At 74.0% G+C, this 21,474-nt stretch carries 21 protein-coding genes; 12 read left to right on the forward strand and 9 right to left on the reverse strand.

The genetic code is table 11. From position 1 onward, the window contains the following. Positions 1 to 7: 7 nt before the first annotated feature. The 3 genes from ABD823_RS01885 to ABD823_RS01895 form a co-directional block, all read right to left on the reverse strand. Positions 8 to 940 (reverse strand): tetratricopeptide repeat protein, encoded by a 933-nt coding sequence (locus ABD823_RS01885; RefSeq protein WP_344855160.1) that lies wholly within the window; start codon positions 938 to 940, stop codon positions 8 to 10. A gap of 114 nt (positions 941 to 1,054) precedes the next feature. After that, positions 1,055 to 2,722 (reverse strand): coenzyme B12-dependent isobutyryl-CoA mutase large subunit, encoded by a 1,668-nt coding sequence (gene icmA / locus ABD823_RS01890; protein WP_344855162.1) that lies wholly within the window; start codon positions 2,720 to 2,722, stop codon positions 1,055 to 1,057. A gap of 148 nt (positions 2,723 to 2,870) precedes the next feature. Further along, positions 2,871 to 3,380, reverse strand: a complete 510-nt coding sequence (locus ABD823_RS01895; RefSeq protein ID WP_344855164.1) for a MarR family winged helix-turn-helix transcriptional regulator — start codon at positions 3,378 to 3,380, stop codon at positions 2,871 to 2,873. 342 nt (positions 3,381 to 3,722) lie between these two features. Between ABD823_RS01895 and ABD823_RS01900 the strand changes: the two genes are divergently transcribed. Next, on the forward strand, positions 3,723 to 5,333 hold the full coding sequence (locus ABD823_RS01900; RefSeq protein WP_344855166.1) for a hypothetical protein: 1,611 nt from the start codon (positions 3,723 to 3,725) through the stop codon (positions 5,331 to 5,333). An 83-nt stretch (positions 5,334 to 5,416) separates the two neighbouring features. Further along, positions 5,417 to 6,094, forward strand: a complete 678-nt coding sequence (locus ABD823_RS01905) for a DUF4230 domain-containing protein (protein WP_344855168.1) — start codon at positions 5,417 to 5,419, stop codon at positions 6,092 to 6,094. A 112-nt stretch (positions 6,095 to 6,206) separates the two neighbouring features. Here the strand turns inward: ABD823_RS01905 and meaB are convergent, their stop codons facing one another. Next, entirely contained in the window at positions 6,207 to 7,154 is a 948-nt protein-coding gene (gene meaB / locus ABD823_RS01910; RefSeq protein ID WP_344855171.1) for a methylmalonyl Co-A mutase-associated GTPase MeaB, read from the reverse strand. 80 nt (positions 7,155 to 7,234) lie between these two features. Next, positions 7,235 to 8,422 carry an acetyl-CoA C-acetyltransferase gene (locus ABD823_RS01915; protein WP_344855173.1) on the reverse strand — a complete coding sequence of 396 codons (1,188 nt, stop codon included), beginning with the start codon at positions 8,420 to 8,422 and terminating at the stop codon, positions 7,235 to 7,237. A gap of 183 nt (positions 8,423 to 8,605) precedes the next feature. Here ABD823_RS01915 and mce point away from each other — a divergent pair, with 183 nt between their 5' ends. Both mce and ABD823_RS01925 read left to right on the forward strand, forming a co-directional pair. Next, the gene (gene mce, locus ABD823_RS01920) at positions 8,606 to 9,034 is read left to right on the forward strand and encodes a methylmalonyl-CoA epimerase (RefSeq protein ID WP_344855175.1); all 429 of its coding nucleotides are present in this window, start codon (positions 8,606 to 8,608) and stop codon (positions 9,032 to 9,034) included. Between the two features lie 189 nt (positions 9,035 to 9,223). Beyond that, positions 9,224 to 10,513 carry a DivIVA domain-containing protein gene (locus ABD823_RS01925; protein WP_344855177.1) on the forward strand — a complete coding sequence of 430 codons (1,290 nt, stop codon included), beginning with the start codon at positions 9,224 to 9,226 and terminating at the stop codon, positions 10,511 to 10,513. Between the two features lie 215 nt (positions 10,514 to 10,728). Here the strand turns inward: ABD823_RS01925 and ABD823_RS01930 are convergent, their stop codons facing one another. From ABD823_RS01930 to ABD823_RS01945, 4 genes are all read right to left on the reverse strand, one after another. Beyond that, complete coding sequence (locus ABD823_RS01930) at positions 10,729 to 11,538, reverse strand: alpha/beta fold hydrolase (protein WP_344855179.1); 810 nt, start codon at positions 11,536 to 11,538, stop codon at positions 10,729 to 10,731. Positions 11,539 to 11,681: 143 nt separating this feature from the next. Next, on the reverse strand, positions 11,682 to 12,395 hold the full coding sequence (locus ABD823_RS01935; protein ID WP_344855181.1) for an alpha/beta hydrolase: 714 nt from the start codon (positions 12,393 to 12,395) through the stop codon (positions 11,682 to 11,684). Positions 12,396 to 12,461: 66 nt separating this feature from the next. Further along, positions 12,462 to 12,758: an ATP/GTP-binding protein gene (locus tag ABD823_RS01940; protein WP_344855183.1), complete on the reverse strand. Its 297-nt coding sequence runs from the start codon at positions 12,756 to 12,758 to the stop codon at positions 12,462 to 12,464. Between the two features lie 20 nt (positions 12,759 to 12,778). After that, complete coding sequence (locus ABD823_RS01945) at positions 12,779 to 14,257, reverse strand: 3-hydroxyacyl-CoA dehydrogenase family protein (protein WP_344855185.1); 1,479 nt, start codon at positions 14,255 to 14,257, stop codon at positions 12,779 to 12,781. 166 nt (positions 14,258 to 14,423) lie between these two features. On the opposite strand from ABD823_RS01945, the gene ABD823_RS01950 reads away from it, so the two are divergent. From ABD823_RS01950 to ABD823_RS01985, 8 genes are all read left to right on the forward strand, one after another. Beyond that, on the forward strand, positions 14,424 to 14,864 hold the full coding sequence (locus ABD823_RS01950; RefSeq protein ID WP_344855188.1) for a hypothetical protein: 441 nt from the start codon (positions 14,424 to 14,426) through the stop codon (positions 14,862 to 14,864). After that, a complete protein-coding gene (locus ABD823_RS01955; RefSeq protein ID WP_344855190.1) occupies positions 14,861 to 15,178 on the forward strand; it encodes a winged helix-turn-helix domain-containing protein in 318 nt (105 codons plus the stop codon). Before ABD823_RS01950 ends, ABD823_RS01955 begins: the two co-directional genes overlap by 4 nt. After that, entirely contained in the window at positions 15,165 to 16,043 is an 879-nt protein-coding gene (locus ABD823_RS01960) for an ABC transporter ATP-binding protein (protein ID WP_344855192.1), read from the forward strand. The genes ABD823_RS01955 and ABD823_RS01960 overlap by 14 nt, the downstream gene beginning before the upstream one ends. Next, the gene (locus ABD823_RS01965; RefSeq protein WP_344855194.1) at positions 16,040 to 17,257 is read left to right on the forward strand and encodes an ABC transporter permease; all 1,218 of its coding nucleotides are present in this window, start codon (positions 16,040 to 16,042) and stop codon (positions 17,255 to 17,257) included. Before ABD823_RS01960 ends, ABD823_RS01965 begins: the two co-directional genes overlap by 4 nt. Positions 17,258 to 17,440: 183 nt before the next feature. Further along, the gene (gene nucS, locus ABD823_RS01970) at positions 17,441 to 18,103 is read left to right on the forward strand and encodes an endonuclease NucS (RefSeq protein WP_344855196.1); all 663 of its coding nucleotides are present in this window, start codon (positions 17,441 to 17,443) and stop codon (positions 18,101 to 18,103) included. A gap of 167 nt (positions 18,104 to 18,270) precedes the next feature. After that, on the forward strand, positions 18,271 to 19,098 hold the full coding sequence (locus ABD823_RS01975) for an ABC transporter ATP-binding protein (protein WP_344855198.1): 828 nt from the start codon (positions 18,271 to 18,273) through the stop codon (positions 19,096 to 19,098). Between the two features lie 170 nt (positions 19,099 to 19,268). Further along, positions 19,269 to 20,120 (forward strand): ABC transporter permease, encoded by an 852-nt coding sequence (locus tag ABD823_RS01980; RefSeq protein ID WP_344855200.1) that lies wholly within the window; start codon positions 19,269 to 19,271, stop codon positions 20,118 to 20,120. Then, positions 20,117 to 21,472 carry a sensor histidine kinase gene (locus tag ABD823_RS01985; RefSeq protein WP_344855202.1) on the forward strand — a complete coding sequence of 452 codons (1,356 nt, stop codon included), beginning with the start codon at positions 20,117 to 20,119 and terminating at the stop codon, positions 21,470 to 21,472. The genes ABD823_RS01980 and ABD823_RS01985 overlap by 4 nt, the downstream gene beginning before the upstream one ends. Positions 21,473 to 21,474 lie beyond the last annotated feature (2 nt).

Genomic DNA, 21,474 nt, shown 5'->3' on the forward strand with positions numbered 1-21,474 from the left:
GCCGCGCTCAGAACAGCGCGGAGGCCAGGCCCCTGCGGGCCTTGACGACCGACGGGTCGTCGGAGGGGAGCGTGTCGAACAGGCCCAGCAGGTGCACCCGGGCCTTGTCGCGGTCGTCGCCCGAGGCCCGGCGGACGACCCCGATGAGGCGCTCGAAGGCGGTGTCCACCTCACCGGAGAGCATCTCGAAGTCGGCGGCCAGGAGCTGGGCCTCGATGTCGGCGGGGTCGGCCAGGCGGCGCTGCACGTCGGCCGGGTCGACGCCCTGGGTCCGGCGGACCAGCCCCAGACCGGCCAGCCCCAGCTTGGCGTCCTGGTCGTTCGGGGAGCGGGCCAGCAGCCGCTGGTAGGCCGCCGCCGCGCCGTCGAGGTCGCCGGCGTCGATGGCCTGCTCGGCGGCGAGGATGTCGGGGTCGACCGGGGGCTCGGCGGGGGCGTCCTGGCCGGCCCCCTCGGCGGGAGGCGGAAGGTACTGGGCCAGGGCCTCCAGGAGCTGGGTGAGCCAGTCGCGCAGCTGCGGCTCGGTGGCGATGCCCGGGACCGCGGCCACCGGCTGCCCCTGGAAGATCGCGTACAGGGCCGGCACGCTCTGCACCCGGAGCGCCTGCGCGATCTGCCTGCTCACCTCGACGTCCACCCGGGCGAGCACCCACCGGCCGGCGTTCTCCGCGGTCAGTTTCTCCAGCAGCACGCTGTAGTCCCTGGCCTGCTCGGCACGGCTGACGGTGAGCTCCAGCAGCACCAGGCTGTTCATGGAGCGTTCGACGACCTCGGTCGCGAAGCTGGCGTCGTCGACATCGATGACCTGCGCCGGGGCGCCCCCGGTCTGCTGCGCGGTGGCCTCCCGGCGCGCCTGCGCCTCGAGCGCCTGCTTGCGCGCGCCGAGGTCCACGGCGCCGTAGAGCGATCCGGGTCGAGGAGTGAAATCCGCTGGGCTCATGCCTCCAATCCTGCCGTATACGGGTCCGTGGGCGTGCTCCGGCGGCGGTCCGCGGGCCGCCGGAGCGTCCCCCCGCCCGCTCCGGGCCCGCCGTACGGGGGCGGGCCCGGCGGGTCAGAAGCGCGCGGGCTCGGTGTAGACGCCCCACACCCCGCGCAGCGCGTCGCAGATCTCGCCCAGGGTGGCCTCGGCGCGGACCGCGTCGAGCATGACCGGGATCAGGTTGCCCTCGCCGCGGGCGACCTGGACCATCGCGGCGAGCGCGCCGTCCACGGCCGCCTGGTCGCGCCGGGCCCGGCGCTCGGCCAGGACGCGGTTCTGCTCGCGCTCGACCTCGTGGCTGACCCGCAGGATCTCCAGCGGCTCCTCCGCGGAGGCGGTGTGGCAGTTCACCCCGACGATCCGCTTGACGCCCTTCTCCAGCTTGCGCTGGTAGTCGAAGGCCGCCTCGGCGATCTCGGACATGAACCAGCCGTCCTCGATGCCGCGCAGGATGCCGGAGGTCATCGTGCCGTCGGAGCCCATGTCGCGGATCTTCGCGAAGATCTCCTCGGCCTCCCGCTCCAGGCGGTCGGTGAGCGCCTCGACGTACCAGGAGCCGCCGAGCGGGTCGGCGACGTTGACGACCTCGGTCTCCTCCATGATCACCTGCTGGGTGCGCAGCGCGATCTCGGCCGCCTTCTCCGTGGGCAGCGCCAGCACCTCGTCCAGCGCGTTGGTGTGCAGCGAGTTGGTCCCGCCGAGCACCGCGGCCAGCGCCTCGATCGCGGTGCGGACCACGTTGTTGTACGGCTGCTGCGCGGTCAGCGAGACCCCGGCCGTCTGGGTGTGGAAGCGCAGCCACTGCGCCTTGTCGGTCTTGGCGCCGTAGACGTCGCGCATCCAGCGGGCCCAGATCCGGCGGGCGGCGCGGAACTTGGCGATCTCCTCGAAGAAGTCGATGTGCGCGTCGAAGAAGAACGACAGGCCGGGGGCGAAGACGTCGACGTCGAGCCCGCGGGACAGGCCGAGCTCCACGTAGCCGAAGCCGTCGGCCAGGGTGAAGGCCAGCTCCTGCGCGGCCGTGGAGCCGGCCTCGCGGATGTGGTAGCCGGAGACGCTGAGCGGCTTGTAGGCCGGGATCTCGGCGGCGCAGAACTCCATCAGGTCGCCGATCAGCCGCAGGTGCGGCTCGGGGGCGAACAGCCACTCCTTCTGCGCGATGTACTCCTTGAAGATGTCGGTCTGGAGCGTGCCGTTGAGCCTGCCGGCGGGCACGCCCTGCCGCTCGGCGGCCACGACGTACATGCAGAAGATCGGGACGGCGGGGCCGCTGATCGTCATGGAGGTCGTGATGTCGCCGAGCGGGATGCCGTCGAACAGCAGGTCCATGTCCATCGCCGAGTCGATCGCCACGCCGCAGTGGCCGACCTCGCCGAGCGAGCGCGGGTCGTCGGAGTCGCGGCCCATCAGGGTCGGCATGTCGAAGGCCACGCTCAGCCCGCCGCCGCCGGCGCCCAGGATCATCTTGTAGCGCTCGTTGGTCTGCCGGGCGTTGCCGAAGCCGGCGAACTGCCGGATGGTCCAGGTCTTGCCGCGGTAGCCGGTGGCGTGCAGGCCCCGGGTGAAGGGGTATTCGCCGGGCCAGCCGATGCGCTCGAACCTCGGGTCGTCCCCGGTGGGCCCGTAGACCGGATCCACCTCCAGCCCGGAGAGCGTCCGGAACTCGGCGTCGCGCTTGGCGGACCGGTCGAACCGCGCCTGCCAGCGCGCCCGCCCCGCCTCGATCTCCTCGGCGTTCATAACCCTGCCCTCCGTCCGGCTCGTGGCCTCGGCGCCCCTCCTCCCCGGCCTCCGCCGCCGGTGGGCGGCCGGGCGGGCCGGGACGGGCCCGGAGAAAATACTAGGACGTCCTAGTATTTGTTGGCCAGAGCACGGGCGGCCGCCGCGGTCAGCCCTCGAAGTCCCCTGCCGCCACCCGCAGGGTCTTGAGCAGGGCGAACATCTCCTGCAGCTCCGCCTCGCCGTACATCGCCATGGCGAAGTCGGCCTCCATCAGCGTCTCCGTCGCCCGGGCCACGACCTCCCGGCCCCGGTCGGTGATCTCCGCCAGCACCCCGCGGCCGTCCCTCGGGTTGCGCATCCGGCGCACCAGCCCCGCCCGCTCCAGCCGGTCCACGGTGTTCGTGACGCTCGTCGGGTGCACCATCAGCCGCTCGCCGATCCGGGACAGCGGCAGCGCCCCGCTCTTGCTGAAGGTCAGCAAAACCAGCGCCTCGTACCGGGCAAAGGTCAAGTCATACGGCTTGAGCAGCGTGTCCAGTTGCGACAGCAGGATCTGGTGCGCTCTCATGATCGAGGTGACCGCGGCCATCGCCGACGACGGCCCGAACCGGTCGCGCCACGTCCGGGCGGCGCGCTCGATGGGGTCGAACGGCAGGTTGAGCTGATCAGTAGCCACGGAGGTTACGGTAGCGCGGCCTCGTCCCGGTTCGCCCATATACGCAGAGTGATCACAATGACGGCTTCGCCAAGAACCCGGACACCAAACGTCACACTCAGTTATGGTTCCCACATCGAATGGTGAGGCCGCTGCCAAACGGCGACGGGGACTTACGTCCGGCCCGCGGGGGGAAGCGGGCCGGACCGGACGCCGAGGGGAACGGCTCCGCACATTCACCGCACGGGGGGTGCTTGATGGACGACGATTCGAAGGCGTTCGCGCGCCGCGCCGGCTCCGTCCCGGACCGCGGTCCGGGCTCCGGCCCGGTGGACGCGGCGTGGGCCCGGCCCGCGCCGGCCGGTGCGTGAGCACAGGGGCGTTTCACGCGAGGAACTCCAGCAGAGCGCGTTGGTGGCGGTCGCCGTCCTGCTCGTGCTCGGCGTAGTCGCGGCGTGGAGCGTCCTCATTCCCGGTGTCAGCGCCTGGGAGAACATCGTCGTCGCCCTCATCGGCTCCCTGAAGATCACCGGGCCGGTCGCCGCCGCGTTCGCCGCCTGGGTGGCGGTGCGCAGACGGCGCGCGACGGGCGACAGGTCGCTGACGACATGGCAGGCGGTCCGCGCGCCGCTGGCGATCCTGGTGGTCGTCATGGGCTCCTACACCGCCACGGTGCTGGTGCTCGCGGTGAAGATCATGCTCAGCGAGCAGGCGGGGCGGCTGCTGCCCAGCGGCCTGATCATGGGCGTGTCCGGGCTGGCGCTGTACGTCACCATCGGCTGGGTGACCGGCTGGCTGCTGCCCTGGACGATCACCCCGGTGTTCGCCGGGCTCGGCTGCTACGGCCTGTTCAGCTGGCTGGCCGACGGCTCGACCTGGGCCGACCGGCTCGCCCCCACCACGCGGGAGCCGTACGACCTCTTCCAGGGGCTGAGCGCGGCGGCCTTCACCGACCAGACGCTCTGGCTGCTGGGCGTCAGCGCCGCGCTCCTGCTGGGCTGGGCCGCCGTCGTGACCCGCCAGGCCCTCGTGCTGGCCGCCGCGCTGCTCGCCGTGCTGGCCGCGGGCACCGGCGTCGCCCGGCTGCTCGGCGAGCCGCGGCAGGTCACGGTCCAGCGGGTGGTCTACAGCTGCCAGGAGTGGCCGATCATGGTCTGCGTGCACCCGGGGATGCGCACGGGGCTGGACGAGCTCGGCGCGGCGTTCGTCAAGATCGCCTCCCGGCTGGCCGGCACGCCGGGCGAGTTCTCCCGGGTCGAGCAGCGCCCCCGGCGCGACAACGTCGTCCTCCCGCCGGGCGTGGTCCCGGTCCACGTCGACGACCTGTCCGCCGGGTTCGCCGACCGCGCGGCCGACGAGTTCGTGGAGAGCCTGGCCAAGGAGTGCGACGGCACCCCCGCCGACGGATACCGCGACATCGTGACCGCCTGGCTGCGCGGCGAACCGCTGCCCGGCGGCCCGCTGCCCGAGCACCAGTACGCCGCCGCGTGGTTCTCCGGCCTGACCGAGAGCCAGCGGCGCGGCTGGCTCCGCCTCCACTACGCCGACTTCACCGGCTGCCGGCTGCAGAGCACGCACTTCGGCGCCCAGGCGACCCCGGGCGAGCAGCCCCAGGGCTCGCCCCAGGACACCCGCGACACCCGCCGGGAACCGCGGCACGCCAGGACGGACCGGCCGGCGGACGGCGGGCGGGACGAGGGCGCGGGCGGACCGGACGACCGGGCCGCCGGCGACCGGCTCGACAGGTCGCCCCGCGCCGAGCGGCTCCAGCAGGCGCCCGAGGCCCCCGAGGACGTGCGCTTCGCCCGCCCGGCCGTCCCTCCCGGCCCCGGCTCCGCCGGGCAGCCGCGCCGGCGCGTGGGGGACGAGCCGCGCGGGCACCGGGACGGCGCCGGGCGGGAGCAGGGCCCCCGGGCGGAGCGGCGGGACGGCGGAGCCCGCGGCCAGGCCCCCGGGCACGGGGCACGCCCCTGAGGGAGCGGTCGCGGAGCGCGCCCCCGGCGGGATCGGCATAGGGTCGGGGGTGAGAAAGCGGCTCCCGAGGGAAGAAGACCGCCGTGAACGCTCCCCCGCAAGCGCCTGCCGAGGCCGCCCCGGCCGCGCCCCGCCGGCGTCGCCTGCGCCTCCTGGCCGGGCTCCTCGTCGCCGTGGTCCTGCTGGTCGTGGGGGCCCGGCTCACCTGGTCGTGGCTGAACCCCTTCGGCGAGGACACGGTCGACCGCAGCCAGCCCGTCCTGCTGCAGTCCATCCACGACCTCAGCCGCTTCGAGGCGGCCACCGGGAACTTCCAGGTCATCGTCGACCTGGAGAAGGACGCCGCCTTCCTGCCCGACGCCATCAAGGGCACCCGGACCCTCTTCGTCGGCGCGGGAGGCGTCGACGCCTACGTCGACTTCTCGGGGCTGTCCTCCGGCGCGCTCACCGTCTCCCCCGACCGCACCGCGGTCACGGTGCGGCTCCCGCGCGCCCAGCTGGAGAAGCCCAACCTCGACAACCGGCGCTCCTACGTCTACGACCAGCAGCGCGGCCTCTTCGACCGGGTCGGGGACCTGCTGTCCTCCTCCCCGGCCGACCAGCGGGAGCTCTACACGCTGGCCGAGAAGAAGATCGCCGAGGCCGCCCTCGCGAGCGACCTGCGCGACCGCGCCGACCAGAACACCAAGGCGATGCTGACGGGCATGCTGACCGGTCTCGGCTTCGACAAGGTGACCGTGGAGTTCTCCGACGGCCCCTGAACCGGCCCGCCGGGCGGCTCGCCCCGGGGGCACCCGCCCGGGCGCGCGCCCGCCTCTCCGGCCGGCGCGCGCCCGGGATCGCCCCGGCCGGGCCCTACGGCGGGCCCGGCGGTCAGGTGAGCGAGGCCAGCAGCTCGTCGGCCGCGCCGTAGGGGTCGGTCTCGGCGGCCAGGACCCGCGCGGCGAGCGCGTCCAGGCGGCTGTCGCCGTGCAGGTGGGCGAACCGGGAGCGCAGCGCGGCCAGGGCGATGGCCTCGATCTCGTCGCGCGCCCTGGCCCGGCGGCGGCGCTCCAGCTCCCCCGACCCCCGCAGGTGCGCCAGGTGCGCGTCCAGGGCGTCGGCCACGTCCTCGCCGCCCTCGCCCCGGGCCGCCACCGTCGGCACGATCGGCGGGCGCCAGTCGCGCTCGGTCAGGGCGAGCATGTTGCGCAGCTCGCGGACCACCGCCTGGGCCCCGTCGCGGTCGGCCTTGTTCACCACGAACACGTCGGCGATCTCCAGGATGCCCGCCTTGGCGGCCTGGACGCCGTCGCCCATGCCCGGGGCGAGCAGGACGACGGTGCTGTCGGCCAGGGAGGCGATGTCGACCTCGGCCTGGCCGACGCCCACGGTCTCGACGAGGATGACCTCGCAGCCCGCGGCCTCCAGCACGCGCAGCGCCTGCGGGGCCGCCCAGGCCAGGCCGCCCAGGTGCCCGCGGCTGGCCATGGAGCGGATGAACACGCCGGAGTCGGTGGCGTGGTCCTGCATCCGCACCCGGTCGCCCAGCAGCGCCCCGCCGGTGAACGGCGAGGACGGGTCCACCGCCAGCACCCCGACCTTCGCCCCGCGCTCGCGGAACGTCCGGACCAGCATCGCGGTGGAGGTGGACTTGCCCACCCCCGGCGAGCCGGTGAGCCCGATGATCCGGGCCCGCTCCGGCCGGTCGGCGCAGAGCCTCACGAGCTCGGCGGAGATCTCCCGCAGCAGCGGCGAGCCGTTCTCCACCATGGTGATCAGCCGGGCCACCGCCCGGGGCCGCCCCTGACGCACTCCCTCGACCAGGAGGTCCAGGTCCATTCCGTCTCCATCCACCGGATCGTCGCGTTCGGACTGGCGGGCGCCGCGGGGCCCCGCCGCGGGGCCCCGGGCCTCGGGCGTCACGCGGAGGGAACGCGGATGATCAGCGCGTCGCCCTGGCCGCCGCCGCCGCACAGGCCCGCCGCGCCGAGCCCGCCGCCCCGGCGCCTGAGCTCGTGGGCGAGGGTCAGGACGATGCGGGCGCCGGAGGCGCCGATCGGGTGGCCGAGGGCGATGCCGCCGCCGTTGACGTTGACCTTGTCGAGGGGGACGCCGAGCTCCTTGGTCGACTGGAGGACGACCTGGGCGAAGGCCTCGTTGATCTCCAGCAGGTCGAGGTCGCCGACCGTCAGCCCCTGCTTGCCGAGGGCGTGCTTGATCGCGTTGGCCGGCTGCGACTGCAGCGAGTTGTCCGGCCCGGCCACGTTGCCGTGGGCGCCGATCTCGGCCAGCCAGGGCAGGCCGAGCTCCTCGGCCTTGGCCTTGGACATCACCACCACGGCGCAGGCGCCGTCGGAGATCTGCGAGGCGGAGCCCGCGGTGATCGTGCCGTCGGGGGCGAACGCCGGGCGGAGCTTGGCCAGGGTCTCGACGGTGGTGTCGCCGCGCACGCCCTCGTCGGCGGAGAAGAGCACCGGCTCGCCCCTGCGCTGCGGGATCTCGACCGGGACGATCTCGTCGTCGAAGACGCCGTTCTTGATCGCGGCGGCGGCGAGCTGGTGGGAGCGGGCGGAGAAGGCGTCCTGCTCCTCACGGGTCAGGCCCAGGCGGGCGTTGTGCCGCTCGGTGGACTCGCCCATGGACACCTGGTCGTAGGCGTCGGTGAGGCCGTCGTGCGCCATCGAGTCCACGATGCCGGCGTCGCCGTACTTGACGCCCCTGCGCAGGCCGGGCAGCAGGTGCGGGGCGTTCGACATCGACTCCATGCCGCCCGCCACCACGATGTCGAACTCGCCGGCCCGGATGAGCTGGTCGGCGAGGGCGATCGCGTCCATGCCGGAGAGGCAGACCTTGTTGATCGTCAGCGACGGCACGGTCATCGGGATCCCGGCCTTCACCGCCGCCTGGCGGGAGGGGATCTGGCCCGCGCCGGCCTGGAGCACCTGGCCCATGATCACGTACTGCACGGCCTCGGGGGCGACGCCGGAGCGCTCCAGCGCGGCCTTGATGGCGATGCCGCCGAGTTCGGCGGCCGACAGGCCGGACAGCGAGCCGAGAAGCCGGCCGATGGGGGTACGAGCTCCGGCGACGATGACGGAACCGGGCATGGAGGGGCCTCCCTGTGTCGATGGCAGCGCTGCGCGCCGCGGCCGGACGGCGGCCGGTGCCCTTCCCTCGGATCCGGGGCCTCGTCGCCCCGGTCCCGCTCACCGGCGCGCCCTCGCGGAGGACACGGCGCGTTTGCCACGATACCCATGGGTACACGCACGACCGCCATGGAGGATGGTCCTATGTTCATGCGCATCGACCATGTGGGAATCGCCTGCCACGACCTGGAGGAGAAGATCGCTTTCTTCGAGCGCGTCTTCGAGCTGACCGTGGTGGCCAGGGAGGTCAACGAGGAGCAGGGCGTCAAGGAGGCGATGCTGCACATCGCCGACGGCGACGGCGGCGGCTCCTACATCCAGCTGCTGGAGCCGCTCGGCCCCGACACCCCGGTGGGGCGCTTCCTCGCCAAGCGCGGCGAGGGGGTGCACCACGTCGCCTTCGGCGTCCCGGACGTGGAGGAGGCGCTCGGGACGATCGGCGGCAGGGGCGTCCGCCTCCTGGACGACAAGCCCCGGCACGGCTCGATGGGCTCCTCCATCGCCTTCCTCCACCCCAAGGACGTCGGCGGCATGCTCACCGAGCTCGTCCAGGCGCCGCCGCGGCGGTCCTGATCATGCCGAACGCAAGAAACGCTCATACGTAACAAGTCGCGCAGATAGTCGGAGGAGGAGGCCAACGCGGCAGCGGCGGAGTACGCTGGCGTACCACCGGACGTGGATCCCGCCACGGCTCCCGCCTCGGATGCCCGAACCCCCCGTCCGGCCCGTGTAGCCGTCTCGACAACCCAGGATCGAGCCTCCATGCAGTCCGACATCGACGCCCAGCTCAACAACTTCTTCGAGGACTCCCCCACCCGGGAATTCGACGTGGTGCTCCGGGGCTTTGACCGGCACCAGGTCCACGAGCACCTGAAGCAGCTCGACGGGGAGTTGCGGCAGGCCCGCGAGCAGATCCAGAGCCTGCAGCGGGACCTGGCCGACTCCCAGCGGCAGCTGCAGGAGCAGGAGCGCCCGACCTACTCCGGCCTCGGTGCCCGGATCGAGCAGCTGCTCCGCCTCGCCGAGGAGCAGGCCACCGAGCTCGTCCAGGCCGCCCGGGCCGAGGCCAACGAGATCAAGGCCGCGGCCAAGGTCGAGGCCGCGGACATGCGCGCCGCCGCGGAGAACGAGGCGGCCGAGAAGCGGGCCCTGGCCACCCGCGAGGCCGACGACATGCGCAGCACCGCCGAGCGCGAGGCCGAGGAGATCCGCTCGACCGCCCGCCGCGAGGCCGACGAGCTCACCTCCACCACCGAGCGCGAGGTCGCCAAGCTGCGGGCCACCGCCGACCACGAGGTCGCCGAGAAGCGCGCCGACGCCGAGCGGGAGATCGCCAAGCTCCGCACCACCACCGAGCGCGAGGTCGCCCAGCTGCGCGCCTCGACCAAGCGCGAGCGCGACGAGATCCTCACCACGGCCAAGCGCCAGGCCGACGAGATGCGCGCCCAGGCCCAGCGGGTCCTGGAGGAGTCCGAGGCCAAGCGCGCCCAGGACGAGGCCGAGTTCGAGATCCAGCTCGCCGCCCGCCGCGAGGAGGCCGAGCGCCAGGAGGCCGAGCGCCACGCCACCGCGCAGGCCGCCACCCAGAAGCTGGTCGCCGAGGCCGAGCAGCGGGCGGCCACCGCCGAGCAGCGGGCCACCAAGGCCACCCAGCAGGCCGAGCAGACCCGCCGCGAGGCCGACACCCACGCCAAGCAGCTGCTGGCCAACGCCCGCAAGAACGCCGACCAGATCGTCTCCGAGGCCAAGGCCAGCGCCGAGACGATCGTCTCCGAGGCCAAGGCCGAGGCCGAGCGGAGCCGCTCGGTCGCCCAGCGCCAGGTCGACGAGCTGACCCGCCAGCGCGACAGCATCACCAGCCACCTGGCGCAGCTCCGCCAGCTGCTCGGTGGCGCGCCGCTCCCGGCCGCCGACCCGGAGCCCGCGGTCACCGCGGCCCCGCCGAAGCCGGCCATCGCCGCCCCCGCCAACGGTGCCGCCGACAGGCCGGTCCCGGCGGCTCCCGCCAAGGCCGACAAGACCGAGGACGACGCGGAGTGGTGGCAGGAGTAGGACCACCCCGCCCCTGAGGCGCTGACGACGGCTACCACGCAGAGAGCCCGGCACCCTTCGCGGGTCGCCGGGCTCTCTCCGTCTCCGCCTGCCGTACGGCTCAGGTCTCCGCCGTGCCGTACGGCACGCGCACCGCCCGCGGGGGGGACCGCGCCCGGCGGGCGTGCCAGGAGACGCCGCAGGACGCCCGGGGAACACCGCGGGGCGCCCGGGAGTCAGAGGACGCGCTCCTTGAGGAACTCGGTCACCGCGCGGTTGAAGGCCTCGGGCTGCTCGATCGCGCTCAGGTGGCCGGCCTTCTCGATCACCGTCAGGCGGCCGTCGGGCACCGCCTCGACCATCGCCTCCGCGTCGGAGAGCGGGGAGAGCTCGTCCTCCTCCCCCACGATCACCAGGGCCGGCGCCTTGAGGCCGCGCAGGGTCTCGAAGGAGTCGGGGCGGGACGCCATGGCCCGCTGGGCCCAGGCGGCGGCGCCGGGCGGGGCCGCCTGGACCAGGCCCCGGATCCGGCCGAAGACCATCGCCCGGCGCTGCCTGGTGGTGGACCCGACCAGTCCGGGCAGCACCTCCTCCACCAGGACCGAGGGGCCGCGGTCGAGGACGGCGGCGGCGATGCGCTCGCGGTTGGCCCTGGCCGCCTCGGGGTCGGCGGTCGCCTTGGTGTCGGCGAGGACCACCCCCAGGACCCGGTCGGGATGGCGCCGGCACAGGGCCATGGTGACGTAGCCGCCCATGGACTGGCCGCCGACGACGGCCCGGTCGACGCCCTCCTCGTCGAGGAGGCGCGCGACGTCGTCGGCCATCACGTCGATCGAGGGCTCGTCGTCGCCGAGCCGCGAGCCGCCGAAGCCGCGCAGGTCCGGAGTGATCACCTTGCAGATCGAGGCGAGGCCCTCACGCTGGGCCAGCCACATCGTCGATGACATCGGGAACGCGTGGAGAAGGACGACCGGAAGTCCCTCGCCCGCCGATCGGGTGTACAGGCGCACGCCGTCCACCGTAATCCGGGACCGCCGATCTGACATCCCTCGGCGCCCGACGTGTCACCGATCCGGTCCCGCGCGACCGGACGGAGCCAGCGGCCCGACGGAACCTGCCGGGCGGGAGCGCGGGACCGACGGGAACGCGGGAACGCGGGCGGGGGCGCGCCCCCCCGCCCGCGGGCGCCTCATGCCTGGGGGAGCTCGGTGGGCAGGGGGTGGGCTGCGGGGTTCACCCGGCGGACGATCTCGTTCAGCACGATCCGCACGTACGGCTCACCGACCCACAGGTGCTTGGCCCCCTCCACGCCGACGACCTCCGCCTGCGGGACCCGGGCGAAGCGCTCGCGCGCCTCGTCCGGCCGCAGGTAGTCGTCGAACTCCGGGACCAGGGCGACCAGCGGGCGGCCGAACGCCGCCCACGCGTCGAGGTCGGCGTCCCCGGCCCGGCGCAGCGGCGGCGAGAGCAGGATCGCGCCCTGGACCAGAGGGTCGTGGCCCCACCGGAGCGCCAGCTCCGTGCCGAAGGACCAGCCGACCAGCCAGGGCCGGGGCAGGTCGTGGAACTCGGCGTACTCCAGGGCGGCGGCGACGTCGAACCGCTCGCCCTCCCCGCCGTCGAAGGACCCCTCGGAGGTGCCCCGCTCGGAGGTGGTGCCGCGGGTGTTGAAGCGCAGCACCGCCAGGTCGGCGAGGGCGGGCAGCCGGTTGGCGGCCTTCTTGTAGACGTGGCTGTCCATCATGCCGCCGTGCGTGGGCAGCGGATGCAGGCAGACCAGCGTGGCCACCGCAGGGCGCTCCGCCGGCAGGGCCAGCTCTCCGACGAGGGTCAGCCCGTCACCGGTGTGCAGCTCGATCGGCTCGCGCCGCGCGGGCAGGACCGTAGAGGCCCGGATCTCCATCCTTCTCCTTCTCCTGGTCGGCCGCCGGGCCGGGCCGCCGGCCCGGCGGCCTTTCTGTGACGGCGCTCAGTAACGGGTCCGGCCGGGGCCGCGCCTGCTCCGGTTGCGCCAGCAGGCGGTGTGCCAGTGCCTGCGCTCGTCCTCGCCGCCCCGCCAGGCGGGCCAGCTCACCAGGTGCGGCAGCCCGGGGGCGATCTCCTGGTCGCATCCGGGGCACCGGTAGACCTTCCCGGCGCCCGGGCCGGTGACCCGGCGCACGTGCCAGTCCCCGTCCGGCCATTCCTCGATCTGGTCGACGCCGGACACGGAGTGCCCGATCGGCCGGGTGGAGCCCCGGTTCCCGCCCCGGTCGAAGGGGTCCATCCGCCGTGATCTGCGCGGGCTCATGACGGCAGGTCGCGGATGCTCCGCACGCCGGCCGTGACGAGCCGCTCCAGCAGCGGCGCGGGGGACAGCGAGGGGTCGCGGTATTCGGCGTAGAGGTCGCGCAGGCCGTCGCGGACGGTCTCCAGGCCCAGCCGGTCGAGCATCTCGAACGGCCCGGCGGGGTAGCCGCAGCCGAGCCGCATGGCCGTGTCGATCTGCTCCACCGAGGCGTAGCCGGACTCGTGCATCCGCACGGCGTCGTTCAGGTGGGGGTAGAGGAGGGCCCCGACCACGAACCCGGCCCGGTCCCTGCACACCACGGGGGTCCGGCCGAGGATGCGCACCAGGCCCGCGGCCACCTGCTCGGCGCCGGGCGAGGTCAGCACGGTGGAGGCGACCTCGGCGACCTGCTCCCCGACCAGGTTCAGGCCGACGAGGCGGTCCGGGTGCGCCAGCCGTACGGCCCGGCGCGCCACCGGGGTGCGGGAGAGGGCGACGACCAGCTCGGCCTCCTCCGGCCCCGCGGTCTTGAACCCCGCGGCCGCCAGCCGGTCGGCGAACCCCCCGGCCTCGGTCTCCTCGCCGACGACCGCGACGGTGCTCACCGACGGCTTCTCCTCGGAGGAGGGCGTCGAGGGCGCCTCCTCGCCGTAGAAGCCCCGTCCGGACTTGCGGCCGAGCAGCCCGGCGGCGACGAGCTCGCGCAGGAGCGGGGCCGGGGCGTGGCGGCGCTCGCGGCTCTCCGCGAACAGGGCCTCGCAGATCTCGTAGGAGGTGTCGAGGCCGATCAGGTCGAGCAGGGTGAGGGGGCCCATCGGGAAGCCCGCACCGAGCCGCATCGCGGTGTCGATGCCGTCGCGGGTGGCCAGGCCGCTCTCCAGCAGGACGGCCGCGTGGTTGAGGTACGGCAGGAGCAGCCGGTTCACCACGAACCCGGCGCGGTCGCCGACGGTCACGGGGGTCTTGCCGAGCCTGCGGGCGAGGGCCGCGACGTCGTCGGCCAGCCCGTCCTCGGTGGTCACCGTGCGGACCACCTCGACCAGCTTCATGACCGGCGCCGGGTTGAAGAAGTGCATGCCCACCACCCGGCCGGGCCGGGAGGTGGTGGCCGCGATCGCGGTGACCGGGAGCGAGGAGGTGTTGGTGGCGAGCACCGCGGACGGCTTGCAGATCCGGTCCAGTTCGGTGAAGAGGGACCGCTTGACGTCCATGATCTCGGGGACGGCCTCGACGACCAGGTCGCAGTCCGCCAGATCGCCCAGGGAGGTGGTGAGGGTCACCCGGCCGAGGATCCCGTCCCGCTCGGCCTCGGTGAGCCTGCCCCGCGCCAGCGCCTTGCCCGTGGAGCCCTCCAGGTGGCCCCGGCCGCGCTCCAGCGCCGCGGGGTCGGCCTCCACCCCGACGACCGCGATCCCGGCACGGGCGAACACCTCGGCGATCCCCGCGCCCATCGTGCCGAGGCCGACCACGCCGACCGTCTCAAAGGTGTTCGCCATCCCTCTCCTCATCTCACCGGCGCGTATGTCCTGGCGGGGCCCGGCGCCCCGTACCCGCCCAGTCTCCCAGAGACGTACCGCCCGGCCCAAAATCCGGTCCCCGGAAACTACTTGAATGATAGTTGAATAATAGATACGGTTTGAATAGATGAGCAAGGGAGGAAAAGTGGAAGACGAGTTCACCGCCGAGGAGGCGCTCCGGCGGATCGGCGACTTCGAGCGGCGGGTGCGGCGGTCGGCGGGGAAGGCCGGGCTGGTCCATCTCCTCGCCGGAGCCGCGACGGCCGCCTACCGGGCGGCCGTCCTGCTGGGACCGCGCCGGCTCCAGTTCTCGGCGGCGATCCCGCGGGGGCCCCTGGTGGGGATGTCCGCCAGACACCACGGGAGGCTCGGTGCGCGGGACCGCGCGATCGCCTGGGCCACCAGAGCCGGGGGCGTCGTGCACCTGGCCTATCTCGGCATGACCACGGCCGCGCTGCCGGCCGCGGTCTTCCTCCGGCCCGGAGAGCCCGGCGGCGGCCGGACCGCTTCGGCGGCCGCACTGGCGGCGGCCACAGGTCTCCCGCTGCTCTACGCGGGAGGACGGATCCTGAGGACGCCGCGATGAGCGGCTCCCATCCCCGCCACGAGCTGGACGACGTCATCCACGCCCCGGTCCGGCTCTCGATCATGGCCGCGCTGGCCGCCGCGGAGAAGGCGGAGTTCCGCTTCCTGCGCGACACGATCGAGGTGAGCGACTCCCTGCTCTCCAAACACATCCTCACCCTGGAGGAGGCCGGCTACGTCGAGGTGGAGAAGTCCTTCGTGGGCAAACGCCCGCGCACCCGGCTCTCGCTCACCGACTCCGGGCGCCGCGCCTTCGACACCTACGTTTCCGTGCTCCAGCGACTGATGACGGGATCCCCCCATGATCGAGATTGACGACCTGCGCAAACGCTACGGCGACAAGACCGCGCTGGCGGGCGTGTCCTTCACCGTGCGGCCGGGCGAGATGTTCGGCTTCGTGGGGGCCAACGGCGCCGGCAAGACCACCACGATGCGCATCCTTATGGGCGTGCTGACGGCCGACGCCGGCGAGGTGCGCTGGAACGGCGGGCCGCTGGCCTTCGCCGACCGGCGGAGGTTCGGCTACATGCCGGAGGAGCGCGGCCTGTACCAGAAGATGAAGGTCGCCGAGCAGGTGGAGTACTTCGGCCGCCTCAACGGCCTGTCGGCGGCGGCCGCCCGCGGCGCCACCGCGGACCTGCTCGAACGGCTCTCGCTCACCGGGCGGGCGGGCGACGAGGTGGGGTCGCTCTCCCTGGGCAACCAGCAGCGGGTCCAGCTCGCCGTCGCGCTGGTGCACGACCCCGAGGCGCTGGTCCTGGACGAGCCCTTCTCCGGCCTCGACCCGCTCGCCGTCGACGCGCTGGTCGAGGTGCTCGCCGAGCGGTGCCGCGCGGGCGTCCCTGTGCTGTTCTCCAGCCACCAGCTGGACCTGGTGGAGCGGCTCTGCGACGCGGTCGGCATCGTCTCCGCCGGGCGCATGGTGGCCACCGGCACCGTGGAGGAGCTGCGGGCCCGGGAGGGACGCGGCGTGCTGAAGGTGGTCGTCCGGGACGCGGCCCCCGGCTGGGCGGCCGGCCTGCCCGGCGAGGTGACGGACGAGGGGGACGAGGTGCTCGTGGCCGGCGTGGACGGCGACGGCCAGGAGATCCTGCGGGCCGCCGCGGCGGCGGGCACCGTCGAGCACTTCGGCTGGGAGCGGCCCTCCCTCACCGAGATCTTCAGGGAGGCGGTGGCATGAGCGGCATGAGCGGTCTGTGGCTGGTCGCGCGGCGGGAGATCGCCACGCGCGGCCGCACGAAGGGATACCTCATCGGGCTCGCCCTGAGCGCGCTGCTGGTCGGCGCGCTCGCCTTCCTGCCCAAGGCCTTCGACGGCCCCGACTCCTACACGGTGGGCGTCGTCGGCTCCCCGGCCCTGCAGGCCGCGCTGACCGGGACCCAGGACGGGACCCCCGGTGACACCGCGGTCACCGTGAAGCCGCTCACCGAGGCCGGGCAGGACGAGGCCGCCGCGATCACCGTCCGGCCGCTCGCCGACGAGGCCGCCGCCCGCGGGGCGCTCCTCGACGGCGAGATGGACGCGGCCGTGGTGGGCGACCGGAAGGTGCTGGCCGACGGCGAGGTGGACCGGGAGCTGGACGTGATCCTGCAGAGCGCCCACCAGACGGCGCAGACGCAGAGGCAGCTCGCCGCCGCGGGCCTGGACCCCGCCGAGGTCGCCGAGGCGATGCGGGTGGCCCCGCTGGAGCAGGTCTCCGTCGGCGCCGACACCCGCTACGCGGCCGCGCGCGCGGGCATCGCGACCACCGTGATCATCGTGCTGTTCTTCCTGCTCATGCAGGCCGCCATGTTCGTCGCGATGGGCGTGGTCGAGGAGAAGGGCAGCCGGATCGTGGAGATCCTGCTCACCTCGATCCGCCCCTGGCAGCTGCTCGGCGGCAAGATCGCGGGCCTCGGCCTGCTCGCCCTGGCCAACCTGCTGGTGATCATCGTGGTCGGCCTCGGCGCCGCCGCGGCGTCCGGCTTCGCCGTCGACCTGCCGCCGGGCATGACCGGCATCATGCTCGGCATCGTGCTCTGGTTCCTGCTCGGCTACGCCTTCTTCTCGACGATGGCGGCGGCGCTGAGCTCGCTGGTCTCCCGGCAGGAGGAGGTGGGCAGCGTCCTGACCCCGATGCAGGTGCTGTTCATGGGCTCCTACCTCGTGGCCTTCTTCGCCACCATGGAGCCCGGCAGCGCCGTGGCCCGCGTCATGTCGTTCGTCCCGCCGTTCTCCTCCCTGGTCATGCCTGTCCGCACGGCCGGCACCGAGGTGCCGCTGTGGGAGATCGGCCTGGCGGCGGCCCTGATGGTCGCCGCGACGGCGGCCATGCTCGCCGTCGGCGCCCGCGTCTACGAGCGCGCGGTCATCCGCACGGGGGCGCGGGTCAAGTTCTCGGAGGCCGTGCGCTGAGGGGGGCGCGGTCGCGCGCCGGCACGCGACCGCGCCCCGCACCAGCGCGCGCACGGCCCATCCCGCACCAGCGCGCGCACGGCCCGCCGCCGCGGAGCGTCCCGCGGCGGCGGGCCGTGCCGTCCGGGCGGTCGCCGGTTTCGCGGGGCGGCCGGTCCCGCCCGGCCGGTAGGGTTGTCGGCCATGCGGCTGGTTATCGCTCGGTGCAGCGTGGACTACGTGGGAAAGCTCACCGCCCATCTCCCGATGGCGCCCCGGCTCATCCTCCTCAAGGCGGACGGCAGCGTGTCGATCCACTCAGACGGCCGCGCGTTCAAGCCGCTCAACTGGATGAACCCGCCGTGCAGGCTCCGCGAGGAGGACGGCACCTGGACGGTGACCCACGGCAAGACCGGTGAGAAGCTCGTCCTCACCATGGAGGAGATCCTCCACGACTCCAGCCACGAGCTGGGCGTGGACCCCGGGCTGATCAAGGACGGGGTCGAGGCCCACCTGCAGGAGCTGCTGGCCGAGCACATCACCACGCTCGGCCCGGGATACACGCTGATCCGCCGGGAGTACATGACGGCGATCGGGCCGGTGGACATCCTCTGCCGCGACGGCGGCGGCGCCACCGTGGCCGTGGAGATCAAGCGACGGGGCGAGATCGACGGGGTCGAGCAGCTCACCCGCTATCTGGAGCTGCTCAACCGCGACCCGCTGCTGGCCCCGGTCCGGGGGATCTTCGCCGCCCAGGAGATCAAGCCGCAGGCCCGCGTGCTGGCCGCCGACCGCGGCATCGCCTGCGTGACCCTGGACTACGACGCGCTGCGCGGCATCGAGCCGGAGAACCCCACGCTGTTCTAGCGCCGGCCGTACGGCCGTGCCGTCCGGCCGGCGCCCCGGGGCGCCGTGCCCTCCGGGCCGCGTCCGCGGAGCGGCGTGTCCACCGGGTGCGTGTCCACCGAACGGAGGACACGGGGTTCCACCGGCCGTCGGTACCCCCGGACCCCCGCCGGCGCGAGGCTTGAGGCATGACGACGACAGCGGTGCGGGTGCGCGGCCTGGCCAAGCGCTACGGCGACGTGCAGGCGGTCGGGGGCATCGACCTCGACGTCCACGCGGGCGAGGTGTTCGCGATCCTCGGCCCCAACGGGGCCGGGAAGTCCACCACGGTGGAGATCCTGGAGGGCTACCGGCGCAGGGACGCCGGCGAGGTCAGCGTGCTGGGGGTGGACCCGGGACGGCCGACCCGCGCGTGGCGCTCCCGGGTCGGCGTGGTGCTGCAGACGGCCGGGGACATGACCGAGGCCACGGTGCGGGAGACCGTCCGGCACTTCGCGGGCTTCTACCCGGACGCCGAGGACCCCGACGAGGTGATCGAGCGGGTCGGGCTGGCGGACAAGGCCGGCAAGCGGATCCGGGAGCTCTCCGGCGGCCAGCGGCGCCGGGTGGACGTGGCGCTCGGCGTGATCGGCCGCCCCGAGCTGCTCTTCCTGGACGAGCCGACCACCGGGTTCGATCCCGAGGCCCGGCGGAGGTTCTGGGACCTGGTCCGGGGGCTGGCCCACCGGGGCACCACGATCGTGCTGACCACCCACTACCTGGACGAGGCCGAGGCGCTGGCCGACCGGGTGGCGGTGATCGCCAAGGGGCGGATCGTGGCCGAGGGCGAGCCCGCCACCCTGGGCGGCCGGGCCACCGCCGCCGCCACGGTCCGCTGGGCCGGCGGGTCCGTGGAGACCGACAACCCCACCGAGACCGTGCTGGAGCTGAGCCGCCGCTTCGGCGGCGAGATCCCGGAGCTGACGGTGACCCGCCCGTCCCTGGAGGAGACCTACCTCCGCCTGATCGAGGGCTGACCTCCGCCCCCTCCACCCTCCCCGTCCCCGGTGGCCGGGGCCGCCCCCGCGGGGGCGGCCCCGGCGCACGGGCACACCCGGCGCGCACGCCTGCGTCCCGGCGGCGGAGGGCCGACCGACCTCCTCCCCACGCCTGAGGGCGGAGGTCCCCGACGCTTCAAGGAGATCCGATGAGCCAGACCGCCACCCGCCCCGCCCGGCCCGCGCCCCCGCGCGCACCCGCCGCACCGCCCTCCGCGTTCCGGGTCGGGCTGTCCCGGGCCGCGTTCGAGACCCGGCTGTTCTTCCGGGAGAAGGACGCGGTGATCTTCACCTTCTCCTTCCCGATCGTCCTGCTGGTGATCTTCGGGTCGATCTTCTCGCAGGAACTGGAGGGCACCGGCCTCAACGTCTCGCAGCTCTACGTGGCCGGCCTCATCGGCTCGGCGACCATGACCGGTTTCCAGAACCTCGGCATCGGCATCGCGATGGACCGCGACGACGGCACGCTCAAGCGGCTGGCGGGCACGCCGATGCCGCCGGCCGCCTACTTCGCCGGCAAGGCGCTCAACACGCTGCTCGTCTCCGCCGTCCAGGTCGTGATCCTGCTGGCCATCGGGGTGGCGATGTTCGAACTGGAGCTCCCCTCGGCGCTCTCCGACTGGCTGACCTTCGCCTGGGTGTTCGTGCTCGGCGTGCTCGGCGCCTCCCTGCTGGGCGTCGCGGTCAGCAGCCTGCCCCGGTCGGGCAAGAGCGCCAGCGCGGTGATCGCGATGCCGTTCGTGGTGCTGCAGTTCATCTCCGGGGTGTTCATCCCGACCGCCGACCTGCCCGACTGGCTGGACCGGATCGCCTCGTTCTTCCCCCTCAAGTGGATGTGCCAGGGCTTCCGCTCGGTCTTCCTGGGTGACGCCGGTGCCACACTGGAGGCGACCGGATCGTACGAACTCGACCGGGTCGCCCTGGTTCTGGGCGCCTGGGTCGTCGGAGGGCTGGTGCTGTGCCTGACGACCTTCCGCTGGAAGGGCCGGCGCGACGGATGAGCGTCCCACCGGCCGGCCCGGCCGCGCGGATCCCCATCCCGCTGATGCGGCCGGGCCGGCCCGCCGACCCGGCCGGCCCGCACGCCTGGCAGTCGCTGCTCGGCTGGGAGCTGATGCTCGGCGCCGCGACGCTCATCCCGGCCGGGGCCATCGCGCTGGAGGGCCCGCTCACCCCGCACCGGGCCCTGGCCGCGTGCCTCATGGCCGCGATCCTGCCGGTCTATCTCCTGGTCGGCCGGCCGGCGATCGCGGACGACGACCGGCGGCGTGGGGCCGTCTACCTCGTGCTGCTCGCGGCGCTGTTCACTCCGGCGGTCCTCATCGCCCCGACCGCGACGTTCGCGCTCTTCGGGATCTGCCCGCAGGCCTTCATGGTGCTCCCGTCCCGGCCCGCGGTCGCGGTGGTCGTCGTGTTCAACCTCGGCCCGGCCGGCCGCTTCCTCCTCTCCGAGGACGGCTGGGCGGGCACGTTCAACTTCCTCACCGTCACTCTGATCACGGTCTTCTTCTCCGCGGTCTTCGGCGTGTGGCTGGAGAGGATCATGGACCAGAGCGAGGAGCGGGCGGCGCTCATCGCGGAGCTGGAGGCCCAGCGGGCCGAGGTGGCCCGGCTCTCGGCCGAGCGCGGTGCGCTGGCCGAGCGGGAGCGCCTGGCGGGCGAGATCCACGACACCCTCGCCCAGGGCTTCACCAGCATCATCATGCTGATCCAGGCCGCGCAGGCGCAGCCGGACCCGGCCCGGCACCTGGCGCTGGCCGTACGGACCGCGCGGGAGAACCTGGCCGAGGCCCGCGCGCTGATCGCCGCGCTCAGCCCGGCGCCCCTGCAGGGCTCCACCCTGGACGAGGCGCTCGGGCGGCTGACCGCCCGGCTGGGCGAGGAGACGGGGATCGAGGCGTCCTGCGCCGTCCGGGGGACCTCCCGGCCGCTCCCTCCGCCCATCGAGGTGGTGCTGATCCGCGCCGCGCAGGAGGCGCTGGCGAACGTGCGCAGGCACGCGGGGGCGAGCCGGGTGGAGGTCGCGGCGGCCTACGGGCCGGGCACGGTGACGCTGGAGGTCCGCGACGACGGGCGCGGCCTCGATCCGGCGGCCGCCGGCGGGTACGGCCTGCGCGGCATGCGCGCCCGGGTGGAGCAGGTGGGCGGGACCCTCACCCTGACCGGCGCGCCCGGTGGAGGGACCGTGCTCTCGGTCACCGTCCCCATCGGGGCGGAGGAGGACGGGGTGGAGGAGGACGGGGCGCGGGGACCCGGAACGGAGGAGCCCGAAGCACAGGGGTCCGGGGTGGAGGAGGACGGCTCCGCCGCGGTCCCCGCCGCCCGGTCCGTCCCCGCCGAGCAGGGAGCGTGAAC

The organism is Planomonospora alba (assembly GCF_039534085.1).
Lineage (GTDB): Bacteria > Actinomycetota > Actinomycetes > Streptosporangiales > Streptosporangiaceae > Planomonospora_B > Planomonospora_B alba.

Coding starts and splice junctions, on each gene's coding strand:
- ABD823_RS01925 (WP_344855177.1), top strand. CDS start 9,224: ATGCAGTCCGACATCGACGCCCAGCTCAACAACTTCTTCGAGGACTCC.
- meaB (WP_344855171.1), bottom strand. CDS start 7,154: ATGGACCTGGACCTCCTGGTCGAGGGAGTGCGTCAGGGGCGGCCCCGG.
- ABD823_RS01985 (WP_344855202.1), top strand. CDS start 20,117: ATGAGCGTCCCACCGGCCGGCCCGGCCGCGCGGATCCCCATCCCGCTG.
- ABD823_RS01965 (WP_344855194.1), top strand. CDS start 16,040: ATGAGCGGCATGAGCGGTCTGTGGCTGGTCGCGCGGCGGGAGATCGCC.
- icmA (WP_344855162.1), bottom strand. CDS start 2,722: ATGAACGCCGAGGAGATCGAGGCGGGGCGGGCGCGCTGGCAGGCGCGG.
- ABD823_RS01975 (WP_344855198.1), top strand. CDS start 18,271: ATGACGACGACAGCGGTGCGGGTGCGCGGCCTGGCCAAGCGCTACGGC.
- ABD823_RS01885 (WP_344855160.1), bottom strand. CDS start 940: ATGAGCCCAGCGGATTTCACTCCTCGACCCGGATCGCTCTACGGCGCC.
- ABD823_RS01940 (WP_344855183.1), bottom strand. CDS start 12,758: ATGGACCCCTTCGACCGGGGCGGGAACCGGGGCTCCACCCGGCCGATC.
- ABD823_RS01955 (WP_344855190.1), top strand. CDS start 14,861: ATGAGCGGCTCCCATCCCCGCCACGAGCTGGACGACGTCATCCACGCC.
- ABD823_RS01930 (WP_344855179.1), bottom strand. CDS start 11,538: ATGTCAGATCGGCGGTCCCGGATTACGGTGGACGGCGTGCGCCTGTAC.
- mce (WP_344855175.1), top strand. CDS start 8,606: ATGTTCATGCGCATCGACCATGTGGGAATCGCCTGCCACGACCTGGAG.
- nucS (WP_344855196.1), top strand. CDS start 17,441: ATGCGGCTGGTTATCGCTCGGTGCAGCGTGGACTACGTGGGAAAGCTC.
- ABD823_RS01960 (WP_344855192.1), top strand. CDS start 15,165: ATGATCGAGATTGACGACCTGCGCAAACGCTACGGCGACAAGACCGCG.
- ABD823_RS01945 (WP_344855185.1), bottom strand. CDS start 14,257: ATGGCGAACACCTTTGAGACGGTCGGCGTGGTCGGCCTCGGCACGATG.
- ABD823_RS01935 (WP_344855181.1), bottom strand. CDS start 12,395: ATGGAGATCCGGGCCTCTACGGTCCTGCCCGCGCGGCGCGAGCCGATC.
- ABD823_RS01915 (WP_344855173.1), bottom strand. CDS start 8,422: ATGCCCGGTTCCGTCATCGTCGCCGGAGCTCGTACCCCCATCGGCCGG.
- ABD823_RS01980 (WP_344855200.1), top strand. CDS start 19,269: ATGAGCCAGACCGCCACCCGCCCCGCCCGGCCCGCGCCCCCGCGCGCA.